The 19452-nt window shown below is 72.8% G+C and carries 21 protein-coding genes; 14 read left to right on the top strand and 7 right to left on the bottom strand.

Annotation, left to right across the window (positions count from 1 at the left end):
- Positions 1–19: 19 nt before the first annotated feature.
- Genes STRTU_RS32120 through STRTU_RS32100 form a run of 5 tightly spaced genes read right to left on the bottom strand, consistent with a single transcriptional unit; the run spans position 20 to position 4079 of the window.
- On the bottom strand, positions 20–733 hold the full coding sequence (locus tag STRTU_RS32120) for an HAD family hydrolase (protein ID WP_174879011.1): 714 nt from the start codon (positions 731–733) through the stop codon (positions 20–22).
- A 29-nt stretch (positions 734–762) separates the two neighbouring features.
- Entirely contained in the window at positions 763–1545 is a 783-nt protein-coding gene (locus STRTU_RS32115; RefSeq protein ID WP_159748598.1) for an ABC transporter permease, read from the bottom strand.
- Entirely contained in the window at positions 1542–2510 is a 969-nt protein-coding gene (locus STRTU_RS32110) for an ABC transporter ATP-binding protein (RefSeq protein ID WP_246241565.1), read from the bottom strand. Before STRTU_RS32110 ends, STRTU_RS32115 begins: the two co-directional genes overlap by 4 nt.
- Positions 2500–3039 (bottom strand): hypothetical protein, encoded by a 540-nt coding sequence (locus tag STRTU_RS32105; protein WP_159748596.1) that lies wholly within the window; start codon positions 3037–3039, stop codon positions 2500–2502. Before STRTU_RS32105 ends, STRTU_RS32110 begins: the two co-directional genes overlap by 11 nt.
- On the bottom strand, positions 3036–4079 hold the full coding sequence (locus tag STRTU_RS32100; RefSeq protein WP_159748595.1) for a hypothetical protein: 1044 nt from the start codon (positions 4077–4079) through the stop codon (positions 3036–3038). Before STRTU_RS32100 ends, STRTU_RS32105 begins: the two co-directional genes overlap by 4 nt.
- 532 nt (positions 4080–4611) lie before the next feature.
- Here STRTU_RS32100 and truD point away from each other — a divergent pair.
- From truD to STRTU_RS32055, 9 genes are read left to right on the top strand one after another with little or no spacing between them, the layout of a single operon-like run.
- On the top strand, positions 4612–5700 hold the full coding sequence (gene truD / locus STRTU_RS32095; protein ID WP_159748594.1) for a tRNA pseudouridine(13) synthase TruD: 1089 nt from the start codon (positions 4612–4614) through the stop codon (positions 5698–5700).
- Between the two features lie 8 nt (positions 5701–5708).
- Entirely contained in the window at positions 5709–7121 is a 1413-nt protein-coding gene (locus STRTU_RS32090) for an aspartate aminotransferase family protein (RefSeq protein ID WP_246241564.1), read from the top strand.
- Positions 7122–7135: 14 nt separating this feature from the next.
- Complete coding sequence (locus tag STRTU_RS32085) at positions 7136–7882, top strand: class I SAM-dependent methyltransferase (protein WP_159748592.1); 747 nt, start codon at positions 7136–7138, stop codon at positions 7880–7882.
- 36 nt (positions 7883–7918) lie between these two features.
- Entirely contained in the window at positions 7919–9340 is a 1422-nt protein-coding gene (locus STRTU_RS32080; RefSeq protein ID WP_159748591.1) for a hypothetical protein, read from the top strand.
- On the top strand, positions 9337–10002 hold the full coding sequence (locus tag STRTU_RS32075) for a 2OG-Fe(II) oxygenase (protein ID WP_159748590.1): 666 nt from the start codon (positions 9337–9339) through the stop codon (positions 10000–10002). Before STRTU_RS32080 ends, STRTU_RS32075 begins: the two co-directional genes overlap by 4 nt.
- Positions 9996–10901 carry a class I SAM-dependent methyltransferase gene (locus STRTU_RS32070; protein WP_159748589.1) on the top strand — a complete coding sequence of 302 codons (906 nt, stop codon included), beginning with the start codon at positions 9996–9998 and terminating at the stop codon, positions 10899–10901. The genes STRTU_RS32075 and STRTU_RS32070 overlap by 7 nt, the downstream gene beginning before the upstream one ends.
- A 1-nt stretch (position 10902) precedes the next feature.
- Entirely contained in the window at positions 10903–12039 is a 1137-nt protein-coding gene (locus STRTU_RS32065) for a phosphoenolpyruvate carboxykinase (ATP) (RefSeq protein ID WP_159748588.1), read from the top strand.
- Complete coding sequence (locus STRTU_RS32060; protein WP_159748587.1) at positions 12036–13352, top strand: hypothetical protein; 1317 nt, start codon at positions 12036–12038, stop codon at positions 13350–13352. Before STRTU_RS32065 ends, STRTU_RS32060 begins: the two co-directional genes overlap by 4 nt.
- Positions 13349–13885 carry a hypothetical protein gene (locus STRTU_RS32055; RefSeq protein WP_159748586.1) on the top strand — a complete coding sequence of 179 codons (537 nt, stop codon included), beginning with the start codon at positions 13349–13351 and terminating at the stop codon, positions 13883–13885. Before STRTU_RS32060 ends, STRTU_RS32055 begins: the two co-directional genes overlap by 4 nt.
- 63 nt (positions 13886–13948) lie before the next feature.
- Here STRTU_RS32055 and STRTU_RS32050 read toward each other — a convergent pair whose 3' ends face one another.
- Positions 13949–14479 carry a GrpB family protein gene (locus STRTU_RS32050; protein WP_218039348.1) on the bottom strand — a complete coding sequence of 177 codons (531 nt, stop codon included), beginning with the start codon at positions 14477–14479 and terminating at the stop codon, positions 13949–13951.
- 252 nt (positions 14480–14731) lie between these two features.
- Between STRTU_RS32050 and STRTU_RS32045 the strand changes: the two genes are divergently transcribed.
- From STRTU_RS32045 to STRTU_RS32025, 5 genes are read left to right on the top strand one after another with little or no spacing between them, the layout of a single operon-like run.
- Positions 14732–15925 carry a hypothetical protein gene (locus STRTU_RS32045; RefSeq protein WP_159748584.1) on the top strand — a complete coding sequence of 398 codons (1194 nt, stop codon included), beginning with the start codon at positions 14732–14734 and terminating at the stop codon, positions 15923–15925.
- Between the two features lie 5 nt (positions 15926–15930).
- Entirely contained in the window at positions 15931–16725 is a 795-nt protein-coding gene (locus STRTU_RS32040) for a tyrosine-protein phosphatase (protein ID WP_159748583.1), read from the top strand.
- Positions 16722–17774 carry a GNAT family N-acetyltransferase gene (locus STRTU_RS32035; protein ID WP_159748582.1) on the top strand — a complete coding sequence of 351 codons (1053 nt, stop codon included), beginning with the start codon at positions 16722–16724 and terminating at the stop codon, positions 17772–17774. Before STRTU_RS32040 ends, STRTU_RS32035 begins: the two co-directional genes overlap by 4 nt.
- Positions 17771–18262, top strand: coding sequence for a protein-tyrosine phosphatase family protein (locus tag STRTU_RS32030; RefSeq protein ID WP_159748581.1), 492 nt, complete (start codon positions 17771–17773; stop codon positions 18260–18262). Before STRTU_RS32035 ends, STRTU_RS32030 begins: the two co-directional genes overlap by 4 nt.
- Complete coding sequence (locus tag STRTU_RS32025; protein WP_159748580.1) at positions 18259–18885, top strand: 2OG-Fe(II) oxygenase; 627 nt, start codon at positions 18259–18261, stop codon at positions 18883–18885. Before STRTU_RS32030 ends, STRTU_RS32025 begins: the two co-directional genes overlap by 4 nt.
- Positions 18886–18947: 62 nt before the next feature.
- On the opposite strand, the gene STRTU_RS32020 is transcribed toward STRTU_RS32025, so the two are convergent.
- Entirely contained in the window at positions 18948–19403 is a 456-nt protein-coding gene (locus tag STRTU_RS32020; RefSeq protein ID WP_159748579.1) for a nucleoside-diphosphate kinase, read from the bottom strand.
- Positions 19404–19452 lie beyond the last annotated feature (49 nt).

Here is a 19452-nt window from a genome sequence, read left to right as displayed (position 1 = left end):
CCCGCGGGCGACCGGTCGATCAGCGGGTGTTTCTCTGTACGGAACGGATTTCCGGCGCGTCACGGAACAGCAGCGCGTACAGCTCCCCGAAGTCCGGGCGGGCGGGATCCACCGGAACCACCTCCCAGCCGAGACGGCGGGCCGGGGTGAGGTCGTTGTCGTCGGAGTCGCCGACCATGATCCGTCGTCCGAACGGGCCGGCCGTGATCAGCTCGAAGGCCCGGGGATCCGGCTTCTTCGGCCCGCCGTCGGCGGTGAAGTGGGCACGCTCGTACACCTCGGGGACCCTGAGCCGGGTCAGCAGGCGGCGCATGAGACCGCCGGGGAGATAGCAGTTGGACAGCAGCCGGACCGTGTGCCCGGCCCCGGCCGTGCGGCGCATGGCATCGGCGGCGGGTTCACACAACGCGTACCGGTCGTCGTCCTCGCATCCCAGGGCCCGCCACAGCGCCCGGTCCAGGTCCTCCGCCGGGCGGACCACTCCCCGGCTCCGCAGGGTCGTATCGAGTACGTCGCGGGTCGCGGGCTGGAGGGCCGCCTTGTCGACGAGCGCGGTGTACAAGGTGGTGAACACCTCGGTCACGACCTCGTCGGCCAGTTTCCGGTCCAGTGCGAGCACCTCGGCGACCGCCCGGGTGAAGTCGTCGGGGCCCGGCATGGGGCGCCGCTCGGTGATGATCGTGCCGAAGCAGTCGAAGACCACCACTGTCGTACCGGGTGTCAGGTCATTCATCTCATCCCCCGTATCCGCCTTACCGGCCGTCATGACCACGAGACCTTTTGGTCCTCGAAGCGGAAGAACGTCAGCGTCACCGCGGCGAATACGGCGGAGAAGCCGAGCAGCACCATGACCGGCAGCAGCACCGCACCGGCCCCGCCGCCGTCGATGACGACGGTGGTGAAACCGCGCATCGCCCAGTAGCTGGGCACTCCCGGCGCGAGCGGGCGCGCCCAGTCCGGCAGGGCGGACAGTGGTGTCAGCGCACCGCCGAGGCCGGCGAACAGCAGCGCCGCGAGGTTCGCGAACACGGCCAGCTGGGAGACCGTCCGGCACAGCGAGACGAGCGCCATCCCGAACATGACCACACAGAGGGCCAGTGCCGCGCCGACCGCGACGAGCGCCGGCCACGCCCCGCTGACCCGCAGGTCGTACAGGAGCCCGCCGGCCAGGAACACCACCGCGAGTTGCAGGACGGCGATGCCCAGCGGGACGACGACCCGGCCGGCGATGACCTCGCCGGGCCTGGCGAGTCCCGCCCGGAGCCGGTCCCAGGTCTTCCATCCGTGCTCCCGGAAGACCCCGAAGCCCACCAGGTTCACCAGGAAGAACGTGAACATGACGGCCATGCCGGGGACCGCCTGCTCCGCGCCGGTGGCGCCCTCGACCTGCTCGGCCCGCAGCGCCGTACGGAAGAGGGGCTGCATGAATCCCATGAGGAGCAGGGGCATCACGGTACGGACGATCAGGGGTGCCGGGTCGCGCAGTTGGAGCCGGATGTCGTGCCGGATCAGCGCGGCGATCCGTCCGGGCGAGCCCTGCTTCATGGGGTGTCCTCCTCGGTGGCCGCGCCGTACCGGCGTCCCGTGACCCGCAGGAACACACTGTCCAGACTGGGCTGGACGAGCCTGAGGTTGACCAGCTCACCGGCCGCCTCACCGAGGGCCGCCATCACCTGCGGCACGGCCAGATGCGGCTGGTCCACGGTCACGCGCAGCACCCGGCCGTCCCGCACCACGGGCCAGGGCAGGGACAGGTCGGGCGGGCCGCCGGAGAAGGTGAGTTCGATGCCGCTGTCGCCGTACTGCCGCACCAGTTCCTTCAGCGTGCCGCGGGCGATCAGGCGGCCGCCGTTCAGCACGGCGACCGAGCCGTCGAGGGTCTCCACCTCGGGCAGATAGTGCGTGGAGTAGCAGATGGCGGTGCCCTCGGCTGCCATGGTGCGGACCGCCTCCAGGAGCTGTTCACGGGTCTGTACGTCCACCCCGGCCGTCGGCTCGTCCAGCAGGAGCAGGGGTGGACGGTGCACCAGGGCCATCGCGGTGTGCACGCGCCGCTGTTGTCCGCCGGACAGCCGTGACGCCCGGCGGCCGAGCAGGTCGGTCAGCCCCAGGGGCTCGGCGACCTCCTCGATGCGGCGGTCGGCGGTGCGGCCGCGCAGTCCGACGAGTTCCGCGAAGAACAGCAGGTTCTGACGCACCGTCAATGGCATGTAGAGGCCCAATTCCTGGGGAGCCAGCCCGAGTTGACGCCGGGCTTGGTGCGGCTCCCGCGCCGGGTCTCTGCCGAGGACGCGGACGTGCCCGGTGTCCGGCCGCAGCAGCCCCGCCACGATGGACATCAGGGTGGTCTTGCCCGCCCCGTTGTGCCCGAGCAGGCCGACGATCTCCCCCGGCACGATGTCCAGATCCACCTCGCTCAGCGCCGTCACCGTCCCGTACCGCTTGGTGATGCCGTGCAGCGTCAAGGCGGGGCCGCCGCCCGCACGACCGGGACCGGGGTCAGTCGGCACGCCGGGTCCAGTTGCTCGGCATGACATCCGGCAGGCCGAGCCGCTCCAGATGCGGCGACCAGGTGCGGGCGAGTTTGAAGCCCTTCATCAGGCCGCTGCCGGCGCGGACGTTGGGCAGCTTCTGCGCATACCCCAACTGCCCCTCGGTGACGCCCAGATGGGCGCTCAGCCGGTCCAGCCACTCCTCGCCCCGGCCCTGCGGGATGGCCTCCAGGCCGTCGGCCGCGAGCCGCAGACCGTCCTCGACGTCCGCTTCCGGCACTCCGGCGAACGGGTCAAAGCCCGGCTGCTCACCGGTGTAGTTCAGTTCGCCGTGGGTGCGCAGGCCCCGTACGGAGAGGGAGAGCTGCACCAGGTCGTAGGCCATGAGGACCGCGACCTCGGGCTGTCCCGCAGAGACCGCGCCCTCGACGTCCTCCTGTGCGGCGCGGCACTTCAGCAGCAGGCGCACCGCTCCATGGGCGCGGAACGCCATGAGCCGGCGCACATCCGGCAGGGGCTCGTGGGCTTCGGTGTGCGGTGCGGTCATCGTCCGGATGCCTCCTCCTGCGCGAGCGCCACGCCGAGCCACAGCATGTCGTGCGCGAACAGCCGCTGGATGTCCGCGGGCGGGTCGGCGCCGGGCGGTCCCGACCAGAGGATGTCGTCGCTTCCGGCGGGCGGCAGGTCGGTGCGCGGGACTTCAAGCGCGCGCAGCTCCCAGCGGTCGACGACCGTGCGGTCGTCCAGCTGTGCCGTGCCGATGCCGGTGGCCCAGCGCACCACGGTGTGCAACGGCGCCTCGGAGGCGGTCAGTTCATGGACGAGGCCGAGACAGCGCGCCACCCGGTCGCGGGGGGCGAGCGGGGGCGTGAGGACCTCACGGAGGAGAGCGAGGGCGTCGTGGTCCCCGGCGGCCCTGAGTTTCTCGCCGACCCACTTCTCGGTGAAGTAGATCTCTCCGGCAGCGGCGGCTCGGGCGTTCAGGGCGGCCACGATGGCCTCCCTGCCCCGCACCGCCGCGGCCATCGGCCGTTCGCCGACGAGGAGTTGGGCGGCGCGTCCGAGCCGGTGCGCCTCGACCGTCCACCACTGTTCGACCGCCCGCGCGAGCCAGGGCTGCCGCAGGCCGTCGTGCCAGGTCTGCCACGGCCCGGTGACGAGCAGGGGCAGGCCGAGAGCCAGCCTGCTGGCGGTCTTGAGGGTGCGGCGCCGGTGGTTCCATGCCTCCTGGGTGACCGTGCCGAAGCGGGGCCAGGAGCTGTCGCGCAGGCGTGCCGTACGGTCCAGGACCGCGCTCGCCTGACGGATGTTGACGTCGATCAGGGTGCCGTGCCGGTGCGACTGGATGGGGAACCTGGTGAGCTGGTCGTTCTCGACGAGCACCAGCAGATCGAGGTCGCTGCGGTGGTTGCCGAACCCGGCCAGCACCGAACCGGCGGCCACGGCGAGCGCCGGACGGCCGTGGCCCTGATCGGTCTCGCCGATCACATCGCCGAGGTCGAGGCCGCGTTCCTCCAGGAACTTCTGGAAGCGCCCTTCGAGCACATGCCGCTCCGGAAAGGCGGCCGGTACAGAGGTGTGTTCCATGACGGTCTGGGGCCTCCCGGCGCAGCTTGACGACGAGCGGGGGAGCTGGGGAGCTGGGGAGCGGACTTCCACGGGCCCGACAGCCCGGTCACCGTAGGCAGGCGGCAGAGGGCGCGGCAAGGCGGACCGGGAAGTGTTCCGGTGCGCGGAACAGCCCTTATCCGGGAAGCGGACGACCGGTACAACTTGCCGAGGCAGAACTGCCGCCACGGCTCGACGCCATTGAGTCTTCACCTGTCACCTCCTGAATCCCATGTGATCCGCTTCAGTGGTCGTCGTGTCGGTCGTACGCGGCGAGGCGCCCTTCCGGCCCGTGCGCCGGACGGTCGGGCTCCCCGCTCGGGTACGGGAACGCCGAAGGCAGCGGGCGGCAGGCACCCGTAGACGCTCCTCCGCGCGAGCAGGGCGCAACCACCGGTCACCACGGCGGCTGGCGCGCGGAGAGCGGCTCACCCAAGAGGGTGGGCCGGCGGCACCCCCGCGCGGTCGTCGGGCGGCTGCCCGTCAGCTGTCCAGAGTCCGGAGGGACCCGATGCATCTGCCCCTGCTGAAAGTCCTGCCGGAGGACTTCCGCGTCACGGAGACCCTCGGATTGGAGACGGCAGCGCGTGACGCGTCCACGCACACCTATCTCCTGTTGTGGAAGCGCGGCCTGACCACGCATGAGGCGCTGGGCGCACTCGCCGCGGCGTTCGGCGTGGACGTGCGGGATGTGGCGGCGGCCGGGCTGAAGGACGAGGACGGCATCACCGAGCAGTTCGTCTCGGTGCGCGCCGTGCTGTCACCCGAGGAGGTGGAACGCGCCAACGCGCGCGGCCGCTCCTGTGGTGAGGACCGCGCCTGGCGGGTGACACCGCACGGGTCCGGCACCGCACCGCTGCGGACCGGAGAGCTGGACGGCAACTGCTTCCGGCTGGTCGTCCGGGACCTGGACGAGCCCCTGGCCACCGCCTTGGCCGAGGGGCCCCGGCGGCACACCCATTTCTTCGTCAACTACTACGACACACAGCGCTTCGGTGTGCCGGGCGGCCCCAAGCAGACCCATCTGATCGGCGGAGCCCTGCTCGCCGGTGACGAGGACACCGCACTGGATCTGCTGCGCCGCTCCGGGTCCGCCGAGGGGAAGCGGGCGCTGGATCACCAGGGGCCCGCCCACGAGTTCTGGCCGCGGCTGGATCCTCGTGTCCCGGTCTTCTACCGCTGCGCACATGCCTCGTACGAGTGGAATGCGCGAGTGCGGGCCCTGCTCGGGGAATCGGCGGGCGCGGAGGTGGCGCACGTCGAGCGCGAGGGCCTGCCCTATGCCTTCGCGACCACGCGCGAGGCGGTGCTCCGCCTCGCGGTGCGCCGCCCGGAGCTGGACTATGTGCGCTACCGCTGGACGGACGGGGCGTGCGTGCGCAGCACCGCCGCCCGCCCGACCGTGCTGCAGACGCATATCTCGGTGCACCGCGTCGAGCCGGATCCGCTGCACCCGGGCCGCTTCGCCTGCGCCGTCTCGTTCTTTCTGCCGTCCGGCGGCTATGCGACGGGGGCGGTGCACCAGTGGTTCGTCCAGATCGCCGGGGCGCTGGGGGACGGTGCGCCGGATCCCGCGGTGGCCGCCGGCGGGCGCGCATGAGTGCGGCGGTGGAGAGCACGGGTCCGGACGCGCGCACCGTGCTGGGCCGGGTGCGGGCGCACCTCTCGCCGGGGCTGGCCCTCGTCTACGGCATGAACGGTGCGGGGGCGGTCGAGTCCTGTGGGGACGGGGCGAGGATCGTGCTCTCCGACGGGCGGTCCGCACTGGACTTCGGCAGTTACGCGGTCACGCTGCTCGGGCGCGGGCATCCGGAGGTACTGCGCGCGGTCCGCGGGGAGTTGGAGTCGATGCCGGTCTCCACCCGCGTCCTGGCGAACGGCACGACGGCCGGGTTCGCGGCCGAGCTGGTCGCGTACACCGACCCCGGCCGTCTGACCAGGGTGTGGCTGGGGCTCAACGGGTCCGACGCGGTGGAGGCCGCGCTCAAACTGGCCCGGCTGGCCACCGGCCGGACCCGGGTCGTCGCCGTCGAGGGCGCGTACCACGGAAAGTCGCTGGGAGCGCTCGCCGCCACCTGGAACCGGCGCTACCGCCAGTCCCTGGAGCCGCTGCTCGGCGGGGTGGTGCATATCCCCGCAGACCCCGGAGCGGTGCCCGGGGCCTTCGCGGAAGAGGACGTCGCCGCAGTGATCGTGGAACCCGTACAGGGCGAGGGCGGCGTCCGGGCACTGCCGTCGGCGTTCCTGGCCGCCCTGACCGCTGCCGCCCGTGCGCACGGGGCGTATGTGATCGCCGACGAGATCCAGACGGGGCTGCGGCGGTGCGGGGAGCGGGCGCTGAGTGTCGCCGCCGGTCTGCGGCCCGATGCGGTGCTGTTCGGCAAGGCGCTGGGCGGTGGGGTCCAGCCGCTGTCGGCAGTGGTGGCGACGGAGGAGCTGTACGGGCCGCTGGCCACCGACCCGTTCGTGCACACCACGACATTCTCCGGCCACCCCCTCGCGGCCGCCGCGGGCAGCGCCGCGCTGCGTGCCGTGGAGGAACTGGCGCCCCGGGGCGAGCGGCTGTCGGGCCTCATGGCGGAAGGGCTCCGCCGGATCGCGCACCGTCACACCGGGCTGGTCACCGAGGTCCGCGGCCAAGGGCTGCTGTGGGGCGTCGAGTTCGGGCCGCACGGCGCGGCCGGTGACGTTCTGCTGGAGCTGAGCCGGCGCGGGCTCGTGGTGTCCCCGTGCCTGGGGCAGCCGGAGGTGATCCGGCTGCTCCCGCCGCTGGTGGCCACCGACGAGGAGGTGGAGGAAGCACTGGACCTCCTGGACGCGACCTGCGCCGCGGTCCCCGACGAATTCCGTTCCGCCGCACGAAACGCCTCCGACGACGGCTCCGCACCCCGCGATAGGTTGCCGGAGGACGGCGCCCTCACCGGCCCGGCAGGCGGTCCGGGGACCGGCGCCGAGGGGCCCGCCACGGCACGGCACACGGCGAGCGGGGCATCGGTGCCCGGCCCGTGCCGGGTGCGATGAGGAGTGGAGCAACCATGGCTCGCGACCGGAGCTACGAGGAATTCGCCGTCCAGTACGACCGGGGCAGCGCGGACAACATCTACAACACGCTGCTGGACCGTCCCGCGGTGCAGAGCAAGTGCCCGCCGCTGGCGGGGCGGCGGGTGCTGGAGGCCGGATGCGCGGGCGGAGCGCTGACGCGCTGGCTGGTGGGCCAGGGGGCGGCGCGGGTCGTCGCGCTGGACGCGAGTCCCACGCTGGTGAAGCTGGCCGGTGAACGGCTGGGCGACCGGGCCGAGGTGCGGGTGCACGATCTGCGCGAGCCGCTGGACTTCCTGGCCGATGCGTCCGTCGACGTGGTGGTGTCCTCACTCACCCTGCACTACCTGGAGGACTGGGTACCGACGCTGGCCGAGTTCCGCCGGGTCCTGGCGCCCGGGGGCACGGTGGTGCTCTCCACCCACCATCCGCTGAACGACTTCGAGATGTCCCCCAGCGGCGACTACTTCCGTATCGAGGAACTGCGGGACGAATGGCCGAGCTTCGGACCGCCCACCCCGGTCGTCCGGTTCTTCCGGCGCCCACTCGGCCAGATGATCTCCGAGGTCCACCGCGCCGGGCTCGTCCTGCGTGAGCTGTACGAACCGCGGGCCGACCCGGCCCGGCGGGAGGAGTTCGGGAAGAGGTTCGACAAGTTGTCGCGCAAGCCGTGGTTCCTCGTGCTGGTCCTCGGTCATCCGGGCGACCTCGCCGAGGGCGGGACGGCACCCACCGCCGGGTGACGCCGCCCGGCTGACCACATCCCAAGGAGCAGCCGCGTGCCGAACACCCCACCCGCCGTGGCCGTCGTGGACGGCGACCGGCCCGATGACCGCCGCGCGCCCACCGCACCGACGGCGTACTGGACCGTCCTCGGCGGACCGGCCGTCCCGCGCCCCACGCTCGCCCCCGGCGGCTTCAAGCATCTGCTCGTGCCGAGCCTGGCCGCCGCCTGCCTCTCCGACCGTCCCTGGCGGATCGCCAACGCCCCCTGGATCGAGGACCGTCGGCTGCTCTCGGCCATGCTGCGGCATCTCGGTGCCACGGTGGACGATGACGGGCCCCGCGTCACCGTCGACGCTTCCGGCCTCAACGGGGCCGGTATTCCGACGCACTGGAGTGCCGGCATCCACGGCGGCGTGTATCTGCTGCCCACGGTGCTCGCGACGCGCGGCGAGGTCAGCTCCGGACAGCACGGCGGCTGTGCGATCGGGGGCGGGACGCAGGGCTCCCGCCCGCTGTCCCATATCGCCACGGTCCTGGAGCGGTTCGGTGCCGCGTGCGAGGTGAGCGGCGAAGGGTTCCGCGCCACGGCGCCCCGGGAAGGGCTGCGGGGCGCCCGGATCGACCTCGCGGACTTCGCGGAGCCGGAGCCCCGTACCGGAACACCCACCGGTCCGCACTATTCGGGTGCGACCAAGACGGCGCTGCTCGCCGCGGTCACCGCACGGGGCACGACGGTGCTGGACAACCCGTACCCCAAGCCCGACGCACTGGAGCTGGCGCGGGTGCTGGGCCGGGCCGGTGCGCGGATCGAGGTGACCCGGGAACGGATCACGGTGGAGGGCCTGCGGGGCCCGCTCGGCGGTGCGGACATCACGCTGCCCTCCGACCTGATGGAGATCGTCACGTTCATCGCGTGGGCGGTCCATCTGCGCCGCGATCTGGACCTGGTGCTGCAACGGCCCGACGTGGTCCGCTCGGGTCTGGCCCCGGAGCTGGCCTGCCTCGCCGCGATGGGCGTGCCGCTGAGCTGGGAGGGTTCCTTGCTGCGGATCAGGCCGCCGGAGCGGCTGCGGGGCACCGACGTCCTCGCCGCCTCACACCACGTGTACAGCGACGCCGGTCCGCTGTTCGCGCTGATGCTGCTGAGAGCGGACGCCCCGTCCCGGCTGACGGACGGCGTATGGGAGAACCGCTTCGGCTATGCGGAGGGCCTGCGCGCCATGGGCGCCGTGCTCGACCGGGCCGGAAACGAGCTGCGTATCTCCCCCGGTCCGCTGAAGCCTTCTCCCGGGCCCCTGGCGGCCGGTGACCTGAGGGCGGCCGCCACCCTGCTCCTCGCCGCGCTGGGAACCGGCGTCCCGCACCAGCTGCACGGCGTCGCCCACCTGGCCCGCGGCTACGAGAACCTGCCCGCGAAGCTCGCCGCGCTGGGAGCACGCATCGACGTACCGGAGGAGACGGGAGAAACCGCGTGACGACCACCGCAGTGCTCGACCGGGACGCCATCGCCCGCACGACCATGGCCCGCGACCCCTTCGCCTGGGGGCTGGTGGCGGACTCCCTGCCCGGGGATTCCGTCCGGCGCCGTCTCGCCGCGGAGTTCCCCTCCGAGGGGTTCACCCTCACCGAGCGGGCCGGTGGCACCGCCGCCGGCAAGGGCTACCGCACCTGGAACCTGACGCTGGTCCAGGGCGGCGTCCCCCTGCCCGAGGGCATGCGCCGGCTGACACCCCTGTGGCAGGGCCTGGTCGCGTCCCTGCTCGACGACGGCTATCCCGCGGCGGTCGCCGAAGCCACCGGCCGTAACCTCGGCGGCTGTTTGCTGGAGGTACGCGCCGTACGGTACGGCTCCGGGTCGTGGATCGACCCGCACACCGACCGCGCCGACAAGATCGTCACCCAGACCTGGTACTTCAACGAGGGCTGGCGCCCGGAATGGAGCGGAGCCCTGCGCATCCTGCGCTCCCCCGCCGTGGACGATGTCGCCGCCGAGATCCTGCCGGGACTCACCGACTCGGTACTGCTGGTCCCCTCGCCGCACTCGTGGCACACCGTGATGCCGGTCGCTGAACGGGCGGAGCAGGACCGGCGCGTCCTGCTCGTGCACTTCGTCGCCGAGGAGCACCCGACATGGTGACCCCGATGCCCCGACGCCACGACGGCACCGAGCAGACCCGGGTCCAGCACCACTATCACCAGGAGCTCTTCCCCGCGCTGCACGACTGGGAGCGGACCGAGGCCGCCATCGTCGAGTTCACCGGGGAGAGCGGCCCCAAGGGACTGCTGGGCCTGGACCAGATGGGCCACTTCGGCCCCCAGGGCTGCGATCTCGTCACCCAACTCGTCCGCGAAACATTCCCGGACGACGTGCTGACCGTGGGTGAACTGGGCAGCGGCTTCGGCGGCGCGCTGCGGTACCTGGCGGACGCGCTCGCCCAGGACGGCGGTGGCGTGGCGCGGATGTACGGCATCGACCTGGTCCCCGAGCACTGTGCCGTCAGCCGGCGTATCACCGCCGCGCAAGGCCGCGACGAAGTGACCGAGATCTGCGCCGACGCCACCGAAGTCCCGCTGCCCGACGGGGGGTTGGATGTCGTCATCGTGACCGGTTCGATGCCGCACTTCCCACGGCCCGGCGCGGTACTGCGGGAGGCGGCCCGCCTGCTGCGCCCCGGAGGACTGCTCGTGGTCACCGAGGAGGTGAGCCTGGCGCCGCCGGGCCGCGCACCGTCCGCCGCCTTCCACGAGGCGCACCCGCCGGACGTCTTCTTCGTCACGTCCCTGCCGGACCGGCTGCGGCAGTTGCGCGAGGCCGGGTTCACCGAGGTGGTGCACCGGGATCTGCGGGAGTGGGCCGTCGCACTGCTGGCGGACCGGCTGAAGGTGGTGCGCCTGTTCCACGGGAGCGTGGTCCGCATCTACGGCACCGAGCCGGTGGACCTCATCCGCCGCACGCTCACCACCGCCCGGGAGGAATACCTGGCCGGGCGGCTGCTTCCCGCGCTGCTCACCGCACGGCTGGCCGAGGTCTCCTGACGTGCCGGCCGAACCGCCCGACCGCCGCACGGCGCGGGCCCAGTGGGGACCGGTGTCCTGGTCGTACACGGCCGGCGACGAGGCCGAGACCGCACGGGTCGCGACGCAGCTCGTCACGACCACGCCCTCGGTCTGGCCCGGGTACGGCCGCCTCCGCCTCCGTGTGCGCTCGATGCGGGACCCAGCAGCGCTGGACCGGCTGGAGCGGATGGCATCGGGACCTGCCCGGCGGCTGCGCGAGGAGAACTACTGGCGTACCCCGGACGGGACATGGCTGTGCTGCGGCGACCGCCCCGCCGACGCGGCGGACCCGGCGCTCCCCCGGCACGCCATCGGCCATCGCTACGGCTGGTGGACGATCCTGCACGACGACGACAGCGGTACCGAACAGCGCGCACGGACCGGCGACATCGTGCTGCGGGCCCTGGTGGCGGCCGCACTCTCGGCCCTCGGCGGCCTGACCGTGCACGCGTCCGCCGCGACCGGCCGGGACGGGCGGGCCATCGCGTTCCTCGGCGACTCCGGTACCGGCAAGAGCACGCTGGCCCTGCGTCTCGCACGGGCGGGTGGCTGCTTCGTGAGCGGCGACCGGACCCTGCTGGTGCCGGGCCCGGGTGGCTGGTGGGCCGTGGGGTCCGGGCTGTTGCCGCGCTTCCGCTGGGGCACGCTCGAAGGGCTGGGCCTGGCGACGCGGGTACGCGAGGCCGCTCTGCTGCGCCACGGTGACGGCCAGTGCCGGGTGGCCGACCTGCCGCAGACACCGGCCAAGGTGGTCTTCGCCCCGGCGGAGGCGGAACGCGTCCTGGGTGTCCGCACCGCCGGCTGTGCCCCGCTGGGCAAGCTGGTGGTGCTGTCCCCGGCCGAGGGGGGTGGTGTGCCCGTGGCGCGCGCGATCGTCCCCGAGGTGACGGCCGCCGCCGTGCGGGCGCAGTCGCTGCCGTCCGACGCCGGGTTCCTGGCGTGGCCGGCGGCCGGCCGTTCCACCCAGGTGAGGGATATCGCCGGGCTGGCCGAAGAGGTGGCTGGGTCCGCGCTTGGATGGGATCCCCTGCGGCAGCGGGCCGAGGAGGCGTTGGGCCGCGTGCTGATGGGCTTTCCGGGTGGGGCGCCGCCCGGGTGGCGGGGTGCGGCGCCGTGATGGGTGTGGGCGTGGCCGGTAGGGGCGTGGCCGGTGTGGACGGGACGGGTGTGGGCGTGGCCGGTCGGGGTGTGACCGGTGTGTGGGGGCCGTTGGGAGTCATCGGTGGGGCCGTTCTGCGTGGCGCCGGGTGTGCGGCGGGCATTCTGCTGCTCGGGTATCCGACGCCTGCGGTGCTCTGGTGGCTGATCGGATGCTGGCTGCTGTACCAGGCCGGGGCCGCCCTGGGCACCGCCGCGCTCGCCCCGACCGCCCACGCCCGGGACCGGGCCGCCCGGATCCGGCTGCTGCGCGCCGTGCAGCGGCTGGGCGCGGCCCCGGGCCGGCGGGCCCCGGGCCGGCGGGCCCCGGAGCCGCTATCGAGCCACCTGTACGCCGCCGCGGGCGTCGCGATCCGCTGGGAGCCAAAACCGGGTGCGGCGGTTGCCGTCCTCGCTCACCTCACCGGTTCACTGCTGACGGTCGCAAGTGCCTGCGTGGCGCTGGCCGTTGTGGATCCGTCTCTGGTGGTGGGGCCTGGCTTGTGCGCCGCGGTCGCGGTCGGTTTGGTGGTGCGTCCTCGTAGACGGCGGGGGGACGGCACGGGACGGGACGGAGGGGCTGGACGCGCCGGACGGACCGGACGAGCCGGCTGGGACGCCCGGCGCCGTGAGGCGCGGATCGTCACCGTGCTCATCGGCGTGCTCGCCGCCGGTGCCGCGCTCGGACCGGCGCTGGCCGCAGCGCGCCGTCCGGATGCCGCGGCGGGCCTGTGCGCGGCCGCGGTCCTGCTCGCCCGCTTTGTGTACGGCCTGACGGCGGTGGACCTGACGGCCGTACGGCACTGGCGGGTGACGCGGCGTCATCTGCGGGAGGTGGAACGGGCGGCGGAACCGGAGGAGGGCGCTCCCGGGGTCATGCCTGCGGGGGTCCTGCCTGACGGGCTCGTCATCGTTCCCGCGCGGGCCAGCCGCCTGGGCTTTGCCGATCTCGCCGCGAATGTGCACCTGGGTTCCCTAGGCCCGGACGACTCCGTGCCGGAACGGCTGCCCCACACCGTACGGCTGTGCCACCTGGCTGATCTCGCGCAGTCTCTGCCGCACGGCTGGCGCACCGTGTTGTCCGCCGAGTTCGCGGGCGGTGTCGACCTGGATGACGAGACGTGGCGGAGGATTGCGGCCGCTCGGGTCAGTGCCCTCCTTGAAGCAGGTGCGAGAGAGGTCCTGCTGCCCGGTGAGCCCGACCCCTTGCTGGCTGCGGTACTGGCCGACTGGAGTTCGCGTACCGGTGTACGGGTGCGGGTGTCTGCCGGGCGCGAGGGGGCCACGCCATGAAGCGCCTGCGTCCCAGCACGGTGATCGCGGCGCTGCTGGGTGCGGCTGCCGCCCTGCTCGGGCCGTCGCCGTCGACGGCCCGTCATACCGTGGACCGCGCCCTGAGGTTGGCGGTGGCCTTCGCCGTGCACCCCGCGCTACCGCTGGCCTTTCTGCCGCTGTGCTGCACCGTACCGACGCCCGCCCCCTCAGCTCTGAGCGGCGCGGACGCCGACGCGGCGCGCGCGGTGCGCCGCATCGTCCGCATCGCCACGGAGGACGCGGGGACCGGCGCGTCCTCGGCGGCGCTCGTTCGGCTGCTGGTGCTGCGCCACACGGAGTTCTCCGCGCAGGTGGCGAGAGCCACGGCCCGCGCCGCGCGCCGCAGCGCAGCCGACGGCGTACGCGCCCGACTGCCGGTGCTGTACGCCCTGGTGCTCTCGGCCATGGTCCTCACACTGGCCGGCCCGATGCCGACCGGCCCCGATGCGGCCGTCACCGCCCTCACTGTGTTCCTCACGGTCGTCACGACGCCACTCGGCCGCAACGACTAGCGGGCTGACCCGGACGCCTGACGGCATCGACCAGGCATAGGCCAGGCATCGGCCAGGCGCCAGTCAGGCATCGCTGGGACCGGGCTGCCAGCCACATGCCTGCGCCCACTCGTCGGCCCGGCGGACCAACTCCCATACCAGGGCGGACTTCTCCGCCGTATAGGCACGCCGGTCCGTGCCGTGCCGCTCGGCCAGCAGCGCCTTCCGCGCTCCGTACAGCTCCGCGTCCGTGCGGCTTTCCCGGAGGTAGTCGCGCAGCATCAGGCAGAACTGCTCGGCGAAGCTGCCCGCCCGCCGGACGTGCACATGGGTACGGGGGCCGGAGGTCTCGCGGAAGTACCGTTTGGTCAGGTCGGGGTTGTCGGCGCGGAACGCGAACCCCGCCGCCTCCAGTGGTGCGCGGAAGTCGGCGGGTTCGAACGCGGCGACGGACACCTGGATATCGATCACGGGCTTCGCCCGCAGCCCCGGCACTGCAGTGGAGCCGATGTGGTCGATGCGCAGTGCGACCTCCCCGAGCCCGCGACGCAGTCGGCATCCCAGCTCCGCGAAGAGAGTCGGCCAGGCATCGCGGTACTCCACGATCTCGATCACGCACCGCACCCTATCCATGCCACCGGAACCTCGGGGCGCCTCCCGCGTTCCGCCAGGCGGGAATTCGGCGAACCGCGCAGATCACCGTTCCACGTGGGGGAACACCGCCTTCTCCGGCCCCCTCGGGTCAGCCACCATCAAACGGTCACACCAGTCGAGCCATCGAGCCCTCACGCCATCGAGCCTTCACCCCCTCAAACCGTCAGGCCCCGCAGAGCCCTCGCGCCGCCACGCACCCGACGAAGGAGGCCCATGCCCGTCACCGCCGCATCCCCGCAGACCGGCCCCCGTCCGACGGGTCCGCGTACGGCCGCCGAGACCTTCCGGCTCACCCTTCCACCGGCGGAACTGACCGTGCACAGTGCGCTCCCCGGCCTCCGGGCGGCGATCAGCGCCCTGGTGCACCCCCTGTTCGAGGTGGGCGACACCGTGTCCTCGACGGCCCCGCGCCTGACCGTCACAGCACGGACCACCACCCTGCCCGGCCCGCAGGAGCTGGACACCGCACCACAACTGCTGGTGCACCCGGACGGGCCCCGCTTCGTCGTCCTGGAGCGCTCCGCCGACCGCACCGTGCTGCTGCGCGACGGCGAGGCCGACAGCGCACCCCTCGTCGTCACCGCGACGCCCGGCACCGCAGCGGTATCCGTCGAGGCGCCGGACGCGGGGCCCGCCTCCGTACGGGCCGTCGTACGGCTGCTGGGCACGCTGCTCGGGGCGCAACTCACCGGTCGTGGAGCGGTGTTCCTGCACGGATCGGCTGTGGCGGTGAAGGGGTCCTCGGTGCTGATGCTGGGGCCCAAGCACCGGGGCAAGTCCTCGCTGGCCTTCCTCGCCGTCACCCTGTGCGGCGCGGACTTCGTGTCCGATGACACCCTCGTCGCCTGGGCACATCGGCGCGGCGGCCCGCCGACCCTGCGGGGGTGGCCGAAACGCATCGGCATCGCCACGGCCCTGCTCGCCGGGCATCCGGCCCGCGCTGCCTTCGAGCGCGCATCGTTGCGACGCCACGGTTGCGGCACCCAGCGGGAGTTCACCGACACCGCCTGGAGCACCGCACCCGAAGGCCGGAAGCGAATCCGCGCGGATCTGGACGAGTTCACCGCACTGACCGGAGCCACCGTGGCCACCGACACGCACCCGGCGGGCCTCGTGTTGCCACAGGCGGAGCGGGACCGCAGGGGCTGGCGGATCGAAACCGTCACCGGCCGGACGGACGCGCTCGACGGCGCCCTGCTGTCCGGACCGGACCTGCGGCACTACACCGACTACCTCGGGCTGCTGCCACGGCCACGCCCGGAGCCCGCCATCCGCGCGGGCGTCCTCGCGGCACTCCGCGCCCTGCCGTGCGTCCGGGTCCGCTACGGCCCGGACGTCAACGCCGACTTCCCGCGCTTCTGGGACGAGCTCGCCGCGGCGCTCGCCCTGCCGGGCCGGGCCCGGTGAGCGCCGTGTTCGCCGCCCCGGGCATCAACTACCGCATGCCGCGGGTATCCGGTCTGCGGCCCGGCATTCTGCACCGGTCCGGTGACCTCACCGCGTTCACGGCGGACGAAGCCGGTGCGCTCGTCGCAGAGCACGGCCTGGCCTCGGTACTGGACCTCCGCTCGGATTCCGAGGTGGCGCGCTACGGGCCGCCGAGCGGACTGTTCGCCCACGGCGTGCGCTGGCTGCGTACTCCGCTCACCGGCTATCCGCGTGACACCATCGCCGCGCGGCGGCCCGGCATCGCCGACCGCACCCGCTACCTGCACGGCATCCTGACCGAGGCGACCCCCGGGAGCTGGCCGCTCCTGTTCCGGGAGCTCGCCGGGGCGGCGGACCGCCCCTTCCTGCTGAGCTGCCACTTCGGCAAGGACCGCACGGGTGTGGTCGTGGCCGCCCTGCTGGCGCTGGCCGGCGCGCCCCCGCACGAGATCGCCGCCGACTACGCCGCCGGGATGACCGACCTGGTCGCCAAGGCCGACCGCTTCAAGGACAAGTGGCTACGGCGCGGCCACACCCGTGAGGAGTACCTCTCCCGGCTGCGTACGTCTCCGGTGACGATGGCGCGTTGGCTGACCGAAGTGACGGAGCGTCATAACAGCATCCAGGACGCGCTGTTGGCGCTGGACGTGGCGGCGAACGACCTGGCACAGGTACGTGGACTGCTGACCGCACCTGCACCGGCACCCGCACCCACACCCACCCCCGCTCGCCCCGGACCACCGGCCGACCCGGGCGATGTGCCAGAGGGCCGTCCATGAGCGCCCCCGCGCCGACGGACGGCGTCCAGGTCCGTACCCCGGTACCGGATCACGAGTGGTACGAGACACTCGCCGAGGCAGGCCCGGACGTCCTGCCGAGCCAGACGCCGGGATGGCGATCGGCCGTGTGCGCACACGGCTGGCGGGACGCGACGCGCCTCTACCTCTGGCCCGATGGCACCAGGCTGCTGGTGCCGCTGGTGCGCTCCGCGGCCGGGAGTGTTGCGGAGTACGCGTCATGGCCGGAGGGGTGGGGCGTGGGCGGTGTGCTCGGGGCTCCCGACGCGCTCACTCCCGACCGCGCGAGGACCGTGCTGCGCGACCTGGCGTCCCTGCCCGCGGACCGCGTCTACCTGCGGCCGTCCCCCACGTCGACAGCGATATGGGACGCACTGGTTCCACCAGGTACCCGGCGCAATCCGCGGATGGCGCAGATCCTGCCGCTCGACGGCGGCTTCGACCATGTGTGGCGCCACCGCTTCCGGGGCACGCTGCGCTCCGCCGTACGGCGCGCCGAACGGGCCGGACTCACGGTCGAACACGATGGCTCGGGCCGGCTCCTCCCGGAGTTCGACCGGCTCTTCGAGCTGTCGCTCGACCGCTGGGACCGCCAGTCGGACCAGCCGGCGGGCGAAGTGCGCCGACGGGTACGGGCGAAGAACCCGCTGTCGAAGTTCACCGCCGTCGCCGACCACTTGGGTCCGCACTGCCGCGTGTGGCTGGCCCGCCATGGCGGACAGGCGGCCGCGGCGGTGGTGGCGCTCTACCAGGGGCCGTACGTCGTCTACTGGCAAGGGGCCATGGACAAGGACCGGGCCGCGCCCACCTACGCCGCGCCGTACCTGTTGCACCTGGTCATCGAGGACGCCTGCGCACACGGCGCACGGGCGCTCCACATGGGAGACACCTACCCCGGCACCTCGGTGACCCGTTTCAAAACGGCCTTCGGCCCGGACGAATACCACACAGCGGGCTACTGGATCCCGGGGGCGGGCGTCGGCAGGCGAGCGCCGGTACAGGACGAGAGGGAAGACATGAGGACGTCATGAAAGACCGTCACTGGAGGACCCGTTACCGCGTCGGCGGGTACGAGGTGTGGGGAACCTCGCTGGACAGTGAGGAACGCCGCCGGCACGCGCCGTACGCCGAACCGGCCGACATCGGCCTCTACCTCGACGAGCGCTGGCGCGGCGAGACGGACGCCCGCACCCCGTACTTCGTGTACTGGCCCACGCTGGAGGCGCCGGTGGAGAGATCGCTGCTGGTGCGGCGGATCAAGGAGGCCGCCGCGGCACTGGAGAACGGTGCCACGGTGGAGGTGGCCTGCTTCGGCGGGCACGGCCGCACCGGGACCGTGCTGTGCTGCCTGGACGTGGTCCTGGGCGGGACGACGGCACATGCCGCGCTGGAGCGGATCCGGCGTGAGTACTGCCATTACGCGGTGGGGTCGGCCGACCTTCAGCACTTCCTCTTCGACGTGGAGAAGGAGCTGGTGCCCCGCGCACCCGAACCGTTGCCTGCCGGGGAGACCTGTTGAGCACACCGCTGGTCTCCTTCGACCACACAACGGCCGAGGACGCCCCGTTCCGCTGGTACCACGTCCACGACACCTTCGCGCCCGCCGAGGCGAGAGCGCTGCGCGAGACGTTTCCCCGGGACGGGTTCCGGATGGTCACGCGCACGGGTACGGACAAGTCGTACGCGATGTACCACCGCCAGCTGCACCCGGTGGACGACGCGGAGGCCGGCGCCGCCGGGCTCGCCGGACCCTGGCGGCGGCTGGTCGCCGAGGTCACGGGGCCGGCCTACCGTACGGCCGTCGCCGGGCTGACCGGTCTGCCGGTCGGTGACGCTCCCGTCGAGGTGAACGTCTGGCGCTACGGCGGGAGTTGCTGGCTGGACCCGCATGTCGACAAGCCGGAGAAGCTGGTCACCCACGTCCTGTACTTCAACGAAGCGTGGCCCACGGGGCGGGGCGGTGATCTGCTACTGCTGGGTTCCTCGTCCGGTGCCGATGTGGTGCGGCGGGTCGCTCCGGTCGCCAACACCGGGGTGCTCCTCGTACGGGGCGAGGAGAGCTGGCACGCCGTGGAGCGGGTGCGAGAGGAGGCGGGTGGGCTGGAGCGGCTTTCGGCGCAGGTGGTCTTCCGACGTGGGTGAATGGCGGGGCGGGTACGGGACCGGCGGGTCCAACGCGGGTCGGCGGGCCGGTGCAGCACCTCCTACCGACACGGCCGTACGAGAGGACCGAACACGCCCCGCTCGTGGTCCCGTTCACCGCGCGTCTCCGGGCAGTGGGCGACATTGCGCCGCTCGTCCGTCCCGAACCTGCGGCGGATGTCCTTCTTGACGCGACGCGTACGGCGCAACGCGTCATCCCCGACGACTGCCAGCAACAGCATGGGCCCCTCGGAGAGGTAGGCGAGCGTGCGGAAGCCATCCGGTTCGTTCAGCTTCTCCGGGTACCAGCGCTCGGCCTGTGCCCGGGTCAGCCGGAGATGCCCGACGGTTTCGACGGTCAGTCCGGCCTGCCGCAAGGCCCGGACCACTTCCGGCGCCAGCCCCCGGCTGACACCGTCCGGCTTGACCAGTACATGGGTGTCCCGGGCACTGTCGCAGGGTGCCGGACGCGCGCGGCCGGGCCGGTGCCGGATGACAGACAGGATCCGACGGCGCACGGACCAGCGGTTCACGGACCAGCAGCGCACGGACCGACGGTTCACCGAC

Source organism: Streptomyces tubercidicus (assembly GCF_027497495.1).
Taxonomy (GTDB): Bacteria; Actinomycetota; Actinomycetes; order Streptomycetales; family Streptomycetaceae; genus Streptomyces; species Streptomyces tubercidicus.
Note: the sequence above shows the minus strand (reverse complement) of the source record. Positions and strands in the feature narration are given on the sequence as shown.

Coding starts and splice junctions, on each gene's coding strand:
- STRTU_RS32120 (WP_174879011.1), bottom strand. CDS start 733: ATGAATGACCTGACACCCGGTACGACAGTGGTGGTCTTCGACTGCTTC.
- STRTU_RS32115 (WP_159748598.1), bottom strand. CDS start 1,545: ATGAAGCAGGGCTCGCCCGGACGGATCGCCGCGCTGATCCGGCACGAC.
- STRTU_RS32105 (WP_159748596.1), bottom strand. CDS start 3,039: ATGACCGCACCGCACACCGAAGCCCACGAGCCCCTGCCGGATGTGCGC.
- STRTU_RS32100 (WP_159748595.1), bottom strand. CDS start 4,079: ATGGAACACACCTCTGTACCGGCCGCCTTTCCGGAGCGGCATGTGCTC.
- truD (WP_159748594.1), top strand. CDS start 4,612: ATGCATCTGCCCCTGCTGAAAGTCCTGCCGGAGGACTTCCGCGTCACG.
- STRTU_RS32085 (WP_159748592.1), top strand. CDS start 7,136: ATGGCTCGCGACCGGAGCTACGAGGAATTCGCCGTCCAGTACGACCGG.
- STRTU_RS32070 (WP_159748589.1), top strand. CDS start 9,996: ATGGTGACCCCGATGCCCCGACGCCACGACGGCACCGAGCAGACCCGG.
- STRTU_RS32055 (WP_159748586.1), top strand. CDS start 13,349: ATGAAGCGCCTGCGTCCCAGCACGGTGATCGCGGCGCTGCTGGGTGCG.
- STRTU_RS32045 (WP_159748584.1), top strand. CDS start 14,732: ATGCCCGTCACCGCCGCATCCCCGCAGACCGGCCCCCGTCCGACGGGT.
- STRTU_RS32035 (WP_159748582.1), top strand. CDS start 16,722: ATGAGCGCCCCCGCGCCGACGGACGGCGTCCAGGTCCGTACCCCGGTA.
- STRTU_RS32030 (WP_159748581.1), top strand. CDS start 17,771: ATGAAAGACCGTCACTGGAGGACCCGTTACCGCGTCGGCGGGTACGAG.